The sequence below is a fragment of the Herbaspirillum sp. 1130 genome (assembly GCF_017833835.1).
Lineage (GTDB): Bacteria > Pseudomonadota > Gammaproteobacteria > Burkholderiales > Burkholderiaceae_D > Herbaspirillum > Herbaspirillum huttiense.
Map to the genome: position 1 here is coordinate 1242021 of NZ_JAFICQ010000001.1, position 13991 is coordinate 1256011.

The 13991-nt window shown below is 62.6% G+C and carries 12 protein-coding genes and 1 tRNA gene; 4 read left to right on the forward strand and 9 right to left on the reverse strand.

Annotation, left to right across the window (positions count from 1 at the left end; all coding sequences use genetic code 11):
• The first annotated feature begins 188 nt into the window (after positions 1-188).
• Entirely contained in the window at positions 189-605 is a 417-nt protein-coding gene (locus JOD78_RS05450; protein WP_245201982.1) for a response regulator, read from the forward strand.
• Positions 606-721: 116 nt separating this feature from the next.
• Here the strand turns inward: JOD78_RS05450 and JOD78_RS05455 are convergent.
• Positions 722-798, reverse strand: a tRNA-Arg gene (locus tag JOD78_RS05455).
• A 231-nt stretch (positions 799-1029) separates the two neighbouring features.
• Between JOD78_RS05455 and JOD78_RS05460 the strand changes: the two genes are divergently transcribed.
• The 3 genes from JOD78_RS05460 (at position 1030) to JOD78_RS05470 (ending at position 4335) form a co-directional block, all read left to right on the forward strand.
• Entirely contained in the window at positions 1030-1689 is a 660-nt protein-coding gene (locus JOD78_RS05460) for a sensor histidine kinase (RefSeq protein ID WP_134135875.1), read from the forward strand.
• A gap of 74 nt (positions 1690-1763) precedes the next feature.
• On the forward strand, positions 1764-2417 hold the full coding sequence (locus JOD78_RS05465; RefSeq protein ID WP_121041669.1) for a response regulator transcription factor: 654 nt from the start codon (positions 1764-1766) through the stop codon (positions 2415-2417).
• 295 nt (positions 2418-2712) lie between these two features.
• Positions 2713-4335, forward strand: a complete 1623-nt coding sequence (locus JOD78_RS05470; RefSeq protein WP_034332073.1) for a GGDEF domain-containing protein — start codon at positions 2713-2715, stop codon at positions 4333-4335.
• A gap of 20 nt (positions 4336-4355) precedes the next feature.
• Here JOD78_RS05470 and pnuC read toward each other — a convergent pair whose 3' ends face one another.
• The 8 genes from pnuC to JOD78_RS05510 all read right to left on the reverse strand — a co-directional run bounded on the left by pnuC (position 4356) and on the right by JOD78_RS05510 (position 13779).
• Complete coding sequence (pnuC, locus tag JOD78_RS05475) at positions 4356-4961, reverse strand: nicotinamide riboside transporter PnuC (protein WP_134135877.1); 606 nt, start codon at positions 4959-4961, stop codon at positions 4356-4358.
• Positions 4962-4984: 23 nt separating this feature from the next.
• A complete protein-coding gene (gene ftsB, locus JOD78_RS05480) occupies positions 4985-5377 on the reverse strand; it encodes a cell division protein FtsB (RefSeq protein WP_121041673.1) in 393 nt (130 codons plus the stop codon).
• A 54-nt stretch (positions 5378-5431) separates the two neighbouring features.
• Positions 5432-6715, reverse strand: coding sequence for a phosphopyruvate hydratase (eno, locus tag JOD78_RS05485; protein ID WP_013234743.1), 1284 nt, complete (start codon positions 6713-6715; stop codon positions 5432-5434).
• A gap of 131 nt (positions 6716-6846) precedes the next feature.
• Entirely contained in the window at positions 6847-7701 is an 855-nt protein-coding gene (gene kdsA / locus JOD78_RS05490) for a 3-deoxy-8-phosphooctulonate synthase (RefSeq protein WP_121041675.1), read from the reverse strand.
• Positions 7698-9368 (reverse strand): CTP synthase, encoded by a 1671-nt coding sequence (locus JOD78_RS05495; RefSeq protein ID WP_039785542.1) that lies wholly within the window; start codon positions 9366-9368, stop codon positions 7698-7700. Before JOD78_RS05495 ends, kdsA begins: the two co-directional genes overlap by 4 nt.
• Positions 9369-9547: 179 nt before the next feature.
• Positions 9548-10366 (reverse strand): alpha/beta hydrolase, encoded by an 819-nt coding sequence (locus JOD78_RS05500; RefSeq protein ID WP_204726567.1) that lies wholly within the window; start codon positions 10364-10366, stop codon positions 9548-9550.
• A gap of 117 nt (positions 10367-10483) precedes the next feature.
• Entirely contained in the window at positions 10484-12973 is a 2490-nt protein-coding gene (locus JOD78_RS05505; protein WP_134135879.1) for a DNA internalization-related competence protein ComEC/Rec2, read from the reverse strand.
• A complete protein-coding gene (locus tag JOD78_RS05510; RefSeq protein ID WP_134135881.1) occupies positions 12973-13779 on the reverse strand; it encodes a TatD family hydrolase in 807 nt (268 codons plus the stop codon). The genes JOD78_RS05505 and JOD78_RS05510 overlap by 1 nt, the downstream gene beginning before the upstream one ends.
• Between the last annotated feature and the right edge of the window lie 212 nt (positions 13780-13991).

Genomic DNA, 13991 nt, shown 5'->3' on the forward strand with positions numbered 1-13991 from the left:
TGCGGTAGCGCGCGCTCGCGGCGGAATGCGTCGTATCGGGGAGACTCAAGCGCTGCCGGGCTTGGCGAGCGTATTCAATAATGGATTTCTGCACCCTGCTATGTCAAACTTGCCGGAAATCAGAAATGCAACATTCAAAAAACAATACCCAGTCCCGCACATAACGCATGTCTCGCCCCAGCATATTGATGGTTGATCCCAGTCCGGAGTCGGTGGAACTGGCGCGCTTCAGCCTTTGGCGCAGCAAGCTGGAGTGCGACTTCGGCTGGTTCGAAGATGCGGAACGGGCCATGGAATCGCTGTTCAGCCCGCACGCACAACACCACCCCGACACCCTGCCCTGCCTGATCCTGCTGGAACCCCGCCTGCCGCGCATGGAAGGCCTGGACCTGCTGCACATGCTGCGCAGCCAGCCACATACGCAGGCCCTGCCGGTCATCATGTTTGCCACGTCCTACGACGAAACCGACGCCACCCGCTCGCGAGAAGCGGGGGCCAATGACTATCTGGTCAAACCGGTGGATGCAAGGGAGTTCATGCAGTTGATCAACCAGACCGTGAATTACTGGCTGCAACATCCTCCGGTGACAACAGAACCAGGCTGATCCTGCGACGACACCCTGCCTGCCGCACGGAGCGGCACCACAGAGAAGACACCGGAAAAACAAAAACGGAAGCAGAAAAGACAAAAGGGTCCATCTTGCGATGGACCCTTTAAATCTGGTGCGGCTGGCAGGAATCGAACCCACGACCCCTTGGTTCGTAGCCAAGTACTCTATCCAGCTGAGCTACAGCCGCGAAAAATAAAATTATAGCAGCATGTTTTCCCGTTTGGGAAGGCCCTTTTTGAAATTTTTTTGCCTGACGAGAAATTCGGCTTTTCTTCCCTCTTCATCCCATGGGTCCTGAACGCCACGGCCACCGAACGCCAACGGCGCATCTACGCTATTGATGCAGGATGGATGACCAGCCGGTCCCTCACAGCTATTATGAAGGAATATTCACCACCGTTGACCTGATCCGCCCCGAATGTCCGATCCAGCTGCCCCCGCCCTGTCCGCCGCTTTTCGCCTACGTGAAGAAGAACGCACGCGCATCGCCCGCGATCTGCATGATGAGCTGGGCGCGCAGCTGACCGGCATCGGCATGGCGCTGGGCCAGTTGCGCGAACAGCTGGCCTTGGAGCGCCATGCCGCCCTGCCCCAAGCCGACTACGCGGCGCAATTGCTGCAGCAGGCACGCGAGGGCATGGAGCGCATCATTGACGATCTGCATCCGCCCATCGTCGAGTTCGGCCTGGCCGATGCCCTGCGCTGGCAGTGCCGCCACTTCAGCCGCCAGAGCGGAGTGGATTGCCGGTTCCTGGCCACGGATCAGTTGGCAGTACAGGACGACTTCCTGGTACTGAGCCTGCTGCGCATCCTGCGGGAGGCACTCAACAATATTGCGCGGCACGCTGCCGCCAGTCAGGTCGAGGTTCGCGTGGAGCAGACCGACGACAGCCTGCATCTGCACATCGACGACAACGGCCGTGGCTTCGACCCCGCCGCTACCGGGCGCGATGGCAGGCGTGGCCATGGCCTGGCCAACATGCGCCAGCGCGCCGCAGCCCTGGGCGGCAGCGCCGCATGGGAGGCGCGCGCAGGACATGGTTCTCGCGTACATATCTGCATACCTGTCGCACACTGAATGAACGCTATAGAATACGCCCTCGCCTTCAGCAGCATGCAGCAAGGCTTCCAGAGGAGTGTCGCCGTCCGCCCATGAGCAAGAAATCCACCGCCGCCATCAAGGTCCTGATCGCCGACGACCACGCCATCGTGCGCGAAGGCCTGCGCCAGATCTGCGCCGGCAGCAAGGACATCGTCGTGGCCGGCAATGCCGCCAACGGGCTGGAGGCCATCAAGCTGGCCCGCGAAGGCAATGGCGATGTCATGTTGCTGGACATCGTGCTGCCCGACCGCAGCGGTATCGATATCCTCAAGCAGATCCGCAAGGAACAACCGGACCTGCCGGTGCTGATCCTGTCCATCCATCGCGAAGACCAGTACGCGATCCGCTCGCTCAAGGCGGGGGCCGCCGGTTTCCTGAACAAGCAGGCCAGCCCGGGTGAGCTGCTGGCCGCCATCCGCCAGGCGGCGGCCGGGCGCAAGTACGTGAGCCCCTCGCTGGCGCAGGAACTGGCCAACCAGATCGGCTTCGACCACGACACCCCGCTGCATGAAACCCTCTCCGACCGGGAATACCAGACCATGGTCATGATCGCCTCCGGCAAGACCGTCAGCGACATCGCCAGCGAACTGCTGCTGTCGGTCAAGACCATCAGCATGTATCGCTCGCGCGTGCTGGCCAAGATGAAGATGCGCCACAACGCGGAACTCACCCACTACGCACTCAAGAACAATCTGGTCGAGTAAGCCATCGCCACGCTCCCGTCACGCGGGAAGCGCTGGCTTCCCAGTTGGAAAGGGGCTTTTCTCCTCCTATTAAATGCATCCAGAGAACAGGCGCTGACGTACAATTAGTTGTCATTTTTGCCTCTCCCTTCCGGGCGAGCGGCAACGGACTGCAACTGAGGGGGGAGACCAGGGTGCGTCCGCACGATGATCGGGGTGGAAGGCCGTGCTCAAGCAATGCCTGCCTGCGCCGATACCGTAGGAAATTCCCCGTGGCACACAGACAATCACACCAACAATACAGTCACCAGCCGGCATGTCCAAGAAACCGACCACGCTCACGCCCGTCGAGATCGCCCGAGAAGCTTTCCAGAGGCTTGGGGCGCGTCGCATCTCGCCTACCCCGGATGCCTATCGCATCGCCTACGAGGAAATCCAGGGGGGCATGCCCGGCGTGACGGCCGAGTCGGTACTGAGCACCTTCGCCACCAAGCTCTCGCGCCAGCCAGGGGAAAACGGATTGCTGGGCACGCGCCTGGTGCGCGCCCGCGAGAATGGCGACTGGACCGAGTTCGAGCGCCAGCTGATCGAGTTCGCTGACGCCAACTGGCAGAGCCGACCCATCGTACCGGCCAAACCGGCCGTGCCGCATGGTGAACTGGTGCCGATCGACCTGGAACGGCAATTCATCCGCGACAGCATCAAGGAGAAGATGCTGCGCGAAATGCTGGCCCGCATCCTGGTCTTCAACCTGCCCTCGCTGCTCTCGACCGCACCGGAACTGGCCAACGAGTCGCGCAACAGCGGCCAGGATCTCAAAATGGCGTTCTCCGAGCAGGCGATGAACGAGATCATCACCCGCGTCAAGCAGCTGAGCTTCCAGATCGAGCTCAAGACCGACGACATGGCCCAGCAGCAGGAATTGCTGATGCGCCTGTTCCAGCTGCTGCTGGAAAACATCAACGGGCTACTGGAACAAGGCTCCTGGCTGTCGAGCCAGATCGAAACGGTGCAAAGCCTGATCGCCGGTCCGCTCAGCAATACCTCGCTGGCCGACGCCACCAAGAACCTCAAGGAAGTGATCTACAAGCAGGGCCTGCTGAAGAACACGCTGTCCGAGGAAAAAGTGGTGGTCAAGAACATGATGCTGACCTTCGTGGACCGGCTCTCGGCCATGGTCTCCACCACCGACAACTACCAGCGCACCATTCGCGGCTTCTCCCAGCAGATCAGCCAGGCCGGCAACATCGCTGACCTCAACAGCGTGCTCAGCGAAATCATGACCGAGACGCAGAAAGCCCAGGAAGAAGCCACCCGCTCGCGCGACGCCATGGTCGATGCGCGCCAGGAAGTGGAAAAAGCCGAAGAACGTATCCAGGCGCTGGAACAGCAATTGCAGCAGATGGGTGAACTGGTGCGCGAAGACCAGTTGACGGGCAGCCTCAACCGGCGCGGCATGGATGAATCACTGGATCGCGAGATCGCCAACGCCCTGCGCCGCGAAACGCCACTGTGTGTGGCCTTGCTGGACCTGGATGATTTCAAGCGCATCAATGACACGCATGGTCACGCCACCGGCGACGAAGTGCTGGTGCACCTGGTGCAGGTGATCCGGGAAACCTTGCGCAAGCTGGATGTGATTGCGCGTTTCGGCGGCGAAGAGTTCGTCATCCTCATGCCGGAGACCAGCCCGCAGGATGCGGTGCAGATCATCACCCGCGTACAGCGCGAACTGACCAAGCGCATCTTCATGCATGAAAGCCAGCGCCTGCTGATTACCTTCAGTGCCGGCGTGTCGGTCTATCATCCCGGCGAGAGCCAGGCCGAATTGCTCAAGCGCACCGACGTGGCGCTGTACAAGGCAAAGAATGCCGGCAAGAACCGCATCGTCTTTGCCGATCCGCCGGCGGACGCTCCCAGCCTGCCGTCGCCGGACTGAAGGGATCCGCTGCCGGCGCTTCAGCGCCGCATGTCCGCCAGCGCACGCTGCCAGCTGCGCCAGCCGGCCATCGCCATCAGCACGAACAGTGCGTACAGGATGGCGGTGAGCGTCAGGTGCTTGTAGAGATACAGGCCGACGTAGAGCACGTCCACCGCGATCCAGACCAGCCAGTTTTCCAGCTTCTTCCGAGACAACAGGAACTGCCCGACCAGGCTGCCCGCCGTGAGGAAGCCATCCATATGCGGCACATCGGTGTCGGTATAACGCTGCAGGAACCAGGACAGCAGCAGCCACCCGCCCAGCCAGGCGACTGCCATGATTGCCCAGCCACGTGCGGCCAACTGCGATACCTGCAAAGCCTGGTGCTGGTCGCCGCCACGCAGCCACTGCGTCCAGCCCCATACTGACACTGCCACGAAGACGAACTGCAAGCCGGCGTCGCCATAGAGGCGCGCATCGGCGAAGACGGCCGCGTACAACAACGAAGAGAGAATCGAAAACAGCCATGCCCAGTGATTCTGGCGAATATTGAGCCAGACCGTGATCACGGCCAGCGCGAAGGAGACCAGTTCCAGTGGCGTGGTGCTCAGGCCAAGCCACACCAGCGGGGTATCAGGACGCATGTGAAGGAAAAAACTGCAGGTGCTCAGCGCGAGGCGACACGGCCACCGGCGGCGGGCGCATTGGCCGGCACGGAGACACTGTTGGGCTGCCCGGAACCAGGCATGTAGGGATTCGGATTGACGGCTGCCGCAGGCTTGCCGGAGCTGCCATCGAGCAGCTGAATGAAGATTTCGTTCTGGCGGATCATGCCCAGCTCAAAGCGTGCACGTTCCTCGACGGCCCCCTTGGACTGCTTCAGGTCGTCCACTTCAGAGGACAGCTTGGCGTTGCGTTCCTTGAGTTCGTCGTTCTTCTTGTGTGCCAGTTGAACCTGGCGGTCGAGCTCCCAGACCTTGAACCAACCACCCTTCCCCAGCCAAAGAGGATACTGGATCACGACCAGCAGGAAGGACAGGCAAAGGATGATCAGGCGCATAGCCGGGAGCTCTCGATGCGGTGCCTGCCTTCAGGGTCGGCACCGCAAGCTTGTTTACTTCAGGTTGTAGAACGCAGCGCGGCCGGGATAGCTGGCGATGTCGCCCAGATCTTCTTCGATACGCAGCAGCTGGTTGTACTTGGCCATGCGATCCGAACGCGACATGGAGCCGGTCTTGATCTGCAGGGCGTTCATGCCCACGGCGATATCGGCGATGGTCGAGTCTTCGGTTTCGCCCGAACGGTGCGAGATCACGGCGGTGTAGCCGGCACGCTTGGCCATTTCGATGGCAGCGAAGGTTTCGGTGAGGGTGCCGATCTGGTTGATCTTGATCAGGATCGAGTTGGCGATGCCCTTGTCGATGCCTTCCTTCAGGATCTTGGTGTTGGTGACGAACAGGTCGTCGCCCACCAGCTGCACCTTCTTGCCCAGGGTTTCGGTCAGGAGCTTCCAGCCAGCCCAGTCGTTCTCGGCCATGCCGTCTTCGATGCTGATGATCGGGTACTTGTCGCACCAGGATGCCAGGAGACCCGTCTTTTGCGCCGGGGTCAGCACCATGTTTTCACCGGCCAGATGGTAGTTGCCGTCCTTGTAGTACTCGGAAGCGGCGCAGTCCAGGCCCAGGGCGATCTGGGTACCCGGCTCGTAGCCAGCCTTCTCGATGGCTTCGATGATCAGCTTGATGGCTTCTTCGTGGCTGGAGACGTTGGGGGCGAAGCCGCCTTCGTCGCCGACGGAGGTGGCCAGGCCACGGTCGTGCAGGATCTTCTTGAGGGTGTGGAACACCTCGGCGCCGTAGCGCAGGGCTTCACGGAAGCTCGGTGCGCCAACCGGGATGATCATGAATTCCTGGATATCCAGGTTGTTGTCGGCGTGGGCACCGCCGTTGATGACGTTCATCATAGGCACCGGCATCTGCATGGAGCCGCTGCCACCGAAGTAACGGTACAGGGGCAGGCCCGATTCTTCGGCAGCGGCCTTGGCCACGGCCATCGAGACGGCCAGCATGGCGTTGGCTCCCAGGCGGCTCTTGTTCTCGGTGCCGTCCAGGTCGATCAGGGTGCGATCCAGGAAGGCTTGCTCATTGGCGTCCAGGCCCATGATGGCTTCCGAGATCTCGGTGTTGATGTTTTCGCAGGCTTGCAGCACGCCCTTGCCGAAGTAGCGGCTCTTGTCGCCGTCGCGCAGTTCGATCGCTTCGCGCGAACCGGTGGAGGCGCCCGAAGGCACGGCAGCGCGGCCCAGCACGCCGGATTCCAGCAGCACGTCGCATTCCACGGTCGGATTGCCACGCGAGTCGATCACTTCGCGGCCGATAATATCAACGATTGCACTCATTCCAGATCTCCATCGAGGTTTTAAAAATTGTTGGCGGGAGCAGGCCCGGTCGCCGGGACAGCCGCACCCTGTCAGCGTGCGTTGCGCCCATGATGAAACGGCCGCCGGGCGGCAGCCGTTTCATGCACACATCAGGAAAAATTGTTTTCCAGGAAGCCTGCCTTCTTCACGATGCGATCCAGATCGATCATCGTGCCCAGCAAATCCTTCATGCGCGCCAGTGGCACGGCATTGGGACCATCCGACTTGGCTTCGGCGGGGTTCGGATGGGTTTCCATGAACACACCCGAAATGCCCACGGCGATGGCGGCGCGCGCCAGCACCGGCACGAACTCGCGCTGGCCGCCTGACGACGTGCCCTGCCCGCCCGGCAGTTGCACCGAGTGGGTTGCATCAAACACCACCGGAGCACCGGTTTCGCGCATGATGGCCAGGCTGCGCATATCGGACACCAGGTTGTTGTAGCCGAACGAAGCGCCGCGCTCGCAGGCCATGAACTGGTCAGTCGGCAGCCCGGCTTCCTTGGCAGCAGCACGGGCCTTGTCGATGACGTTGACCATGTCGTGCGGTGCCAGGAACTGGCCCTTCTTGATATTGACCGGCTTGCCCGATTGCGCACAGGCGCGGATGAAGTCGGTCTGGCGGCACAGGAAGGCCGGCGTCTGCAGCACATCCACCACGGCGGCCACGGGCTTGATCTCGTCGATCTCGTGGATGTCGGTGAGGACCGGCACGCCGATTTCCTTCTTGACCTTGGCCAGGATCTCCAGACCCTTCTCCATGCCCAGGCCACGGAACGAGGTACCCGAAGAACGGTTGGCCTTGTCGAAGGACGACTTGTAGATGAACGGGATACCCAGTTCCGTCGTGATCTCCTTCAGGGTACCGGCGGTGTCGAGCGCCATCTGCTCGGACTCGATCACGCAGGTGCCGGCGATCAGGAAGAACGGGTGTTCCAGACCGACATCAAAACCGCACAGTTTCATGCTTTGCCCTTTGCAGCGGCATCCTGTTGCAACTCGGCGTGATGCGCCAAGGCTGCACGGATGTAGGAAATGAACAGCGGATGGCCATCACGCGGGGTGGACTTGAACTCCGGGTGATACTGCACGCCGATGTAGAACGGGTGAGCGTTTTCGCCGGTGCGCGGCAGTTCCATGATTTCGCACAGGTCTTCGGTCGGGGTACGGGCCGAGACCACCATGCCGGCTTCTTCCACGCGGGTCAGATAGAAGTTGTTGGCTTCATAGCGATGGCGGTGACGCTCGGTCACGCTGTCGCCATAGATCTCGGCCGCCAGGGTACCCGGCTTGACCGCACAGGTCTGCGCGCCCAGGCGCATGGTGCCGCCCAGGTCGGAATTGGCATCGCGACGCTCGACCTTGCCATCATGGTTCTGCCATTCGTCGATCAGAGCGACCACCGGTTGCTCGGTATCCGGATCGAACTCGGTCGAGTTGGCCTTGGACAGGCCGGCCTTGTTGCGGGCATATTCCAGCAGAGCCACTTGCATGCCCAAGCAGATGCCCAGATACGGAACCTTGTTCTCACGGGCGTAGCGGGCAGCGGCAATCTTGCCTTCCACGCCGCGCTTGCCGAAGCCGCCCGGGACCAGGATGGCATCGTACTTGTTCAGGCTGTCAGTGCCGTTGGCTTCAATCTCTTCCGAATCCAGGTACTCAATGTTGACGCGGCTGCCAGTATGAATACCGGCGTGGCGCAGCGCTTCGGTCAGCGACTTGTAGGACTCGGTCAGGTCGACATACTTGCCGACCATGCCGATGGTGACTTCGTGCGAAGGATTGTTCTGCGCATCGATCAGCTTGTCCCACATCGACAGATCGGCCGGCTTGGGCGACAGGCCCAGCTTTTCGCAGATGATGGTATCCAAACCCTGGTCGTGCAGCATCTGCGGAATCTTGTAGATGCTATCGGCATCCCACACCGAAATGACGGCGTCGGCGGCGACGTTGGAGAACAGCGAGATCTTGTCACGTTCGTCGTCAGGAATGCGGCGGTCGGCACGGCACAGCAGCGCGTCGGGCGAAATGCCGATCTCGCGCAGTTTCTGCACGCTGTGCTGGGTAGGCTTGGTCTTGAGTTCGCCGGCCGAGGCCAGGAACGGCACCAGGGTCAGGTGGACGAAAGCGGTGGCGTTGCGGCCGGAGCGCAGGCTCAACTGGCGCGCAGCCTCCAGGAAGGGCAGCGACTCGATGTCACCGACGGTGCCGCCGATTTCCACCAGCGCCACTTCGAAACCTTCGGCGCCGCGATGGATGAATTCCTGGATCTCGTTGGTGATGTGCGGGATCACCTGGACGGTCTTGCCCAGGTATTCGCCACGGCGCTCCTTGCGGATCACCGATTCATACACCTGGCCGGTGGTGAAATTGTTCACCTTCTTCATCTTGGCCGAGATGAAACGCTCGTAGTGCCCCAGGTCGAGGTCGGTTTCGGCGCCGTCATCGGTGACGAATACTTCACCGTGCTGCAACGGGCTCATCGTGCCGGGGTCGACGTTGATGTAGGGATCGAGCTTCAGGAGGGTGACTTTGAGGCCGCGCGATTCGAGGATCGCAGCCAGGGACGCGGCGGCAATCCCTTTACCCAGGGAAGACACGACGCCGCCAGTGACAAATACAAACTTGGTCATTACAGATGAGTGCCGAACGGCACATGCGGGAAATTCAAATTATACCCCAAAACCGGCTCGTTTTTTAAGCCTGCTTGCGATTAGTGTCTCGCCATCGACAAACTTGCAGCAGGAAAACACGCCCGGCCGCCGGGAATGGCTTCTTGACCATCATCCCGGCAGATTGGTTCATCTCCGCGCTATTTAACCTGAAGCCCCCTGCCCTGCAACAGCTGCCCGATCATGGCGTGCGTGGCTTGGGCCGCCTCCACCGGCGACTCCATCGGGAACAGGTGCCCTCCGGCGATCTGCAGGAAATTCGGTCCGACCAGCCGGCGCGTGGCGTCCAGTCCGGCCAGGCGGCACTCGACCGAATCGACGCCACCGACGAAGCCCACCGGCACCGGATAGGTCTGGCGCGCCAGACGCCCGAGGTGATGCGGAATGGTGCGGTAGACCGCCGTTTCGGTCTCCCGCGAGAAGCGCAGCCTGACGCCCCCGCCCGGCTGGGGCACCAGCCCATGCTGCACGTAGTCGCGCAGCACCTGCTGCGGCCAGGCAGCAAACAGGGACTTGGCCGCGTAATGCTCATAAGCCGCTTCCATGTCGGGCCAGTTGTCGCGGCGGCGCGCCGAGGCCACCGAGGGCGAATGGCGGCTCTCGTATTTGAGGATCTTGGCCAGACGCAGCAGGTGCGCACGCCAGCCAGCCACGATGGGCGAATCCAGCAGCACCACGCAGCGCACCAGCGCAGGCCGCTTGCGCGCAGCCATCAGGGCCAGGATACCGCCCATGGAATGACCGACCAGGATCACCGGTTCGGTGTAGCTGCGCTCCAGCTCCTCGCGCAGCTCGCGGGCCAGGGTACGCCAGCCGTCATCGACCGGGAAGCGCGGATTGTGGGCGTGGATCGGCAAGGCACGCACATCGTAATGGGCGCGCAGCTGCTCGAAGAACATGCCGTAAGTCCCCGCCGGATAGCTGTTGGCGTGGGCGAAATGAAGAATCGGATGGCTCATGGAAAGGCACAGGCTGGGCAATGGCCGCAGCATAGCAAAACGGCCAGCGCCGCGAGCGTGCTATTTTCCCGCATCGCGAAATGAAGGATCAGGCAGGACCGACCCCGCCCAAGGGCATCACTGCTCGTACCAGTAACGCGCGTGCTGCTTGCGGTATTGCTCCACCTGCAACTGGTCGCCCAAGGTCATGGTCAGCGCGCCGGTTTCGTCAGTGCGCAGGCGGCGAATGCCGAGTCGGCCATAACGTTCATAGACTTCCGGCTTGGGATGATTGAAACGGTTGCGATAGCCGACCTGGAACACCGCCAGTTCCGGCCGCACCGCGCGCAGGAAAGGTTCGGTGGACGAAGTACCGCTGCCATGATGCGGAGCCAGCAACACCGTGGAGGGCAAGCGGTCGGCCAGCGGCCCGCTCACCAGCTCATCTTCCTGCACCGCCTCGATATCCCCGGCCAGCAGGACCGATTGCCGTCCGATCTGCACCTTCAGCACGCAACTGCGGGCATTCGGCCGCCATTTGTCGCTGTCATAGCTGGCTGCATCCGGATGCAGCACGGTAAAGCCGATGCCATCCCAGTTCCAGGATTGTCCGGCCTGGCAGCGCGTGTGCTCGGGGGCGGCGCGCAGGATCGGGCTGTCCGGCGACAGAGAAGAATAGACGCTGTCAACCGGCAAATGCCTGAAGAGCGATACCGCCCCGCCGGAATGATCGTTGTCATTGTGTGAAATCACCACGCGATCCAGATGGTCGATCCCGCGCGCACGCAGGTAGGGCAAGATCACACGCGTGGCCCCGTCCGACTCGGCCGTGTAATACGGGCCTGTGTCGTAGAGCAGGCGATGGCCCGGCGTCTCCACCAGCACCGCCATCCCCTGCCCGACGTCGAAGGCAGTCACACGCATGCTTCCTTCCGCCGGCGCTACCGGGGCATTGAGCAGCAAAGGCAACCAGCCGAACAGGCCCAGCCAGCGCACCGGCCAGCCGCGCGGTGCCAGCACCAGCAGGGTTCCGCCCAGGGCCAGGGCAAACATCCAGGTGCTGGGCAGCGGCGTTTGCCACACGGCCCAGGGCATGGCATTGAGCCCCTGCAGGAATTCGGCCAGCCAGACCAGCAGTTGATGCGGCACCTGCAGCACGAATTGCGCGAGCACGGCCGGCAGGATGCTGCCCAGCAGCGCCAGCGGCGTGATCACCAGCGAGACCAGCGGAATGGCCACCGCATTGGCAATCGGGCTGACCAGCGAATATTGTCCGAACAAGAGCACCGTCAGCGGCACCAGTCCCAGCGTGACGACGTATTGGGCATAACCGGCTTGCTTGATCCGCTGCAGCAGCGCCGACCACCAGTGCTTGTGCGAAGCGGCAGCGGCCATGGCCTGCGGCGGCTGCATGCGCCCGACCGAGCCATACAGCAACAAGGCCACCGCACCGAAGGAAAGCCAGAAGCCCGGCCACAGCACCGCCCAGGGATCCAGCAGCAAGACCAGTGCCAAGGCCAGGCACTGCACCACCGAGACGCGCACGATGCGGCCGCGCCAGAAAGCGATCCCGACCACGATGAGCATGTAGAGGGTACGTTGCGCCGGCACCCCGAACCCGGCCAACAACACGTAGATGAATGCCGCTCCCATCCCGACGATCACCGCCACCTTCTGGGCCGGCAGCCGCAGCGGCAATTGCGCGCCCGTGAAGAAAGAGCGCCGCCACAGCCAGCTTGCCAGACCGCCGCACAAGGCAGCCAGCATGGTGATGTGCAGGCCGGAGATGGCCATCAGATGGCCGATGCCGGTGCGATTGAACACGGTCCAGTCCGCCTGGTTGATGCCGCGCTGGTCGCCCATGACCAGGGCTGCGATCACGCCGGCATAGGGGGCGCCGGGCAGCGCCGAGTAGATGCGGTCGCGCAGCCAGCCGCGGGCGCTGTCGATCATATGGGAAGGCGTCCAAACGAAGTCGTCGACACGGCGATTGAGCGCCGTCAGCGCAGCACCCGAGGCCGCCGGACGGCCCACCACGTAGCCGGTGGCTCGCACATCGTCCTGCAGCAGCCACAGCTCGTAGTCGAAGCCATCCGGATTGGCATTGCCATGGGGACGCTTGAGCCGCACCTGCAAGCGCCAGCGCTCACCCGGCCGCAGGTCGGGCACGGCCATCCTGGGCGGCGCGGCCTGCTCGCCATCCTCGGAGGGCTGCTGGTAGCGCTGGTTGCCGTACCAGGACAGCGCCAGCCGGGGCGGCACCGGCGGCTTCACGCCCCCCTGTACCACCACCTGCTCCACATCGAAACGGAAGCGCACGCCCTGCTCGGTATGCGCAGGCAAATCCGCGACGGTACCGATGACGGTGATATCACGTCCTTCCCAGGCTTTGGGGAGCTCCTGATCGAGGTAATACAGGGCAAAGGAAGCCGCCCACAAGAAGCCCAGCCAGGCACCACAGGTCAGCAACAGGGGCACCCGCAGCCAGGGCTGCCAGAACTTCCAGGCCGTCAAACCCAGCAAGAGCGCCAGCACCAGCCCGACCGCATACCATTCGGTGCCCGGCAACTGGCCCTGCACCTGCAGCAATCCCACGCCGATGGCAAACCCGATGATCAGCGCGCGCATCAGAGTGGCAATCCTGCATGCGCCAGGCGCGGCAACGCGGCCCGGGCATTGGCGGTGGTGGCGGCGGCGATCTCCTGCAGCGGCAGCTGGCGCAGCTCGGCCAGGACTGCACCGATGCGCGGGATCTGGTCCGGGGTGTTGATGCCGGGATGCCGCCAGGCCGGTGAAATATCCGGCGCGTCGGTTTCCAGCACGATCGAGGACAAGGGCAATTCGGTCGCCAGCCGGCGGATCTGCAGCGAACGCGGGAAAGTCATGGCGCCGCCAAATCCCAGGTGCAGCCCCAGCTCAACGAAGGTCCGGGCCTGCTGGTCGCTGCCATTGAAGGCATGCGCGATGCCACCCGGCACGCGGATGCGGCGCAGGTATTTGAGGATGATGTCCTGCGAACGCCGCACATGCAGCAGCACCGGCAGGTCGAAGTCGCGTGCCAGCTTGAGCTGCTCGGCAAAGAAGAATTCCTGCTTCTCGCGCAGCGGCGCTTCTTTCAGGGCCGGCACGAAGAAATCCAGCCCGATCTCACCGATCCCCACGAACAGCGGATCGCCCAGCGCCTCGCCGATGGCCGTACGCAAGATCTCCAGATCGGATTCCTTGGCAGTGGGGACGTAAAGCGGATGAATGCCCAGCGCATAGACGGCATTGCCGACTTCGCGCGCAAGCCGTCCGACTTCCTTGAAGTTCACTTTGGCGATGGCGGGAATGACGATGGCGCGCACGCCGGCCTGCGCAGCCTCGGCGGCCACGGCAGCGGAACGTTCGCCGAATTCCCCGGCGTCGAGATGGCAGTGCGTATCGACCCACATGTGCTGGCTTGGCGAAAATCGGAAGACCGGCCTCAGGGCAGCGGTTCCGGATAACGACACCCGCCGCAGGGGCCGCGATCGCATGATTCAGCCAGGCTGCTGATGCGGCTCGCTTCCCCCGAAGCGTCTTGTTGTTTGAACAGCATAGCCGGTTTGAACCGGCTTCAACCCGCGCAGTTTACCGTCTAACGCCCTCTTGCAGTAATTAACAA

What these genes read in the sequence shown, in the direction of transcription:
- JOD78_RS05450 (WP_245201982.1), top strand. Translation starts at nt 189, where the DNA reads ATGGTTGATCCCAGTCCGGAGTCGGTGGAACTGGCGCGCTTCAGCCTT.
- JOD78_RS05460 (WP_134135875.1), top strand. Translation starts at nt 1,030, where the DNA reads ATGTCCGATCCAGCTGCCCCCGCCCTGTCCGCCGCTTTTCGCCTACGT.
- JOD78_RS05465 (WP_121041669.1), top strand. Translation starts at nt 1,764, where the DNA reads ATGAGCAAGAAATCCACCGCCGCCATCAAGGTCCTGATCGCCGACGAC.
- JOD78_RS05470 (WP_034332073.1), top strand. Translation starts at nt 2,713, where the DNA reads ATGTCCAAGAAACCGACCACGCTCACGCCCGTCGAGATCGCCCGAGAA.
- pnuC (WP_134135877.1), bottom strand. Translation starts at nt 4,961, where the DNA reads ATGCGTCCTGATACCCCGCTGGTGTGGCTTGGCCTGAGCACCACGCCA.
- ftsB (WP_121041673.1), bottom strand. Translation starts at nt 5,377, where the DNA reads ATGCGCCTGATCATCCTTTGCCTGTCCTTCCTGCTGGTCGTGATCCAG.
- eno (WP_013234743.1), bottom strand. Translation starts at nt 6,715, where the DNA reads ATGAGTGCAATCGTTGATATTATCGGCCGCGAAGTGATCGACTCGCGT.
- kdsA (WP_121041675.1), bottom strand. Translation starts at nt 7,701, where the DNA reads ATGAAACTGTGCGGTTTTGATGTCGGTCTGGAACACCCGTTCTTCCTG.
- JOD78_RS05495 (WP_039785542.1), bottom strand. Translation starts at nt 9,368, where the DNA reads ATGACCAAGTTTGTATTTGTCACTGGCGGCGTCGTGTCTTCCCTGGGT.
- JOD78_RS05500 (WP_204726567.1), bottom strand. Translation starts at nt 10,366, where the DNA reads ATGAGCCATCCGATTCTTCATTTCGCCCACGCCAACAGCTATCCGGCG.
- JOD78_RS05505 (WP_134135879.1), bottom strand. Translation starts at nt 12,973, where the DNA reads ATGCGCGCGCTGATCATCGGGTTTGCCATCGGCGTGGGATTGCTGCAG.
- JOD78_RS05510 (WP_134135881.1), bottom strand. Translation starts at nt 13,779, where the DNA reads ATGTGGGTCGATACGCACTGCCATCTCGACGCCGGGGAATTCGGCGAA.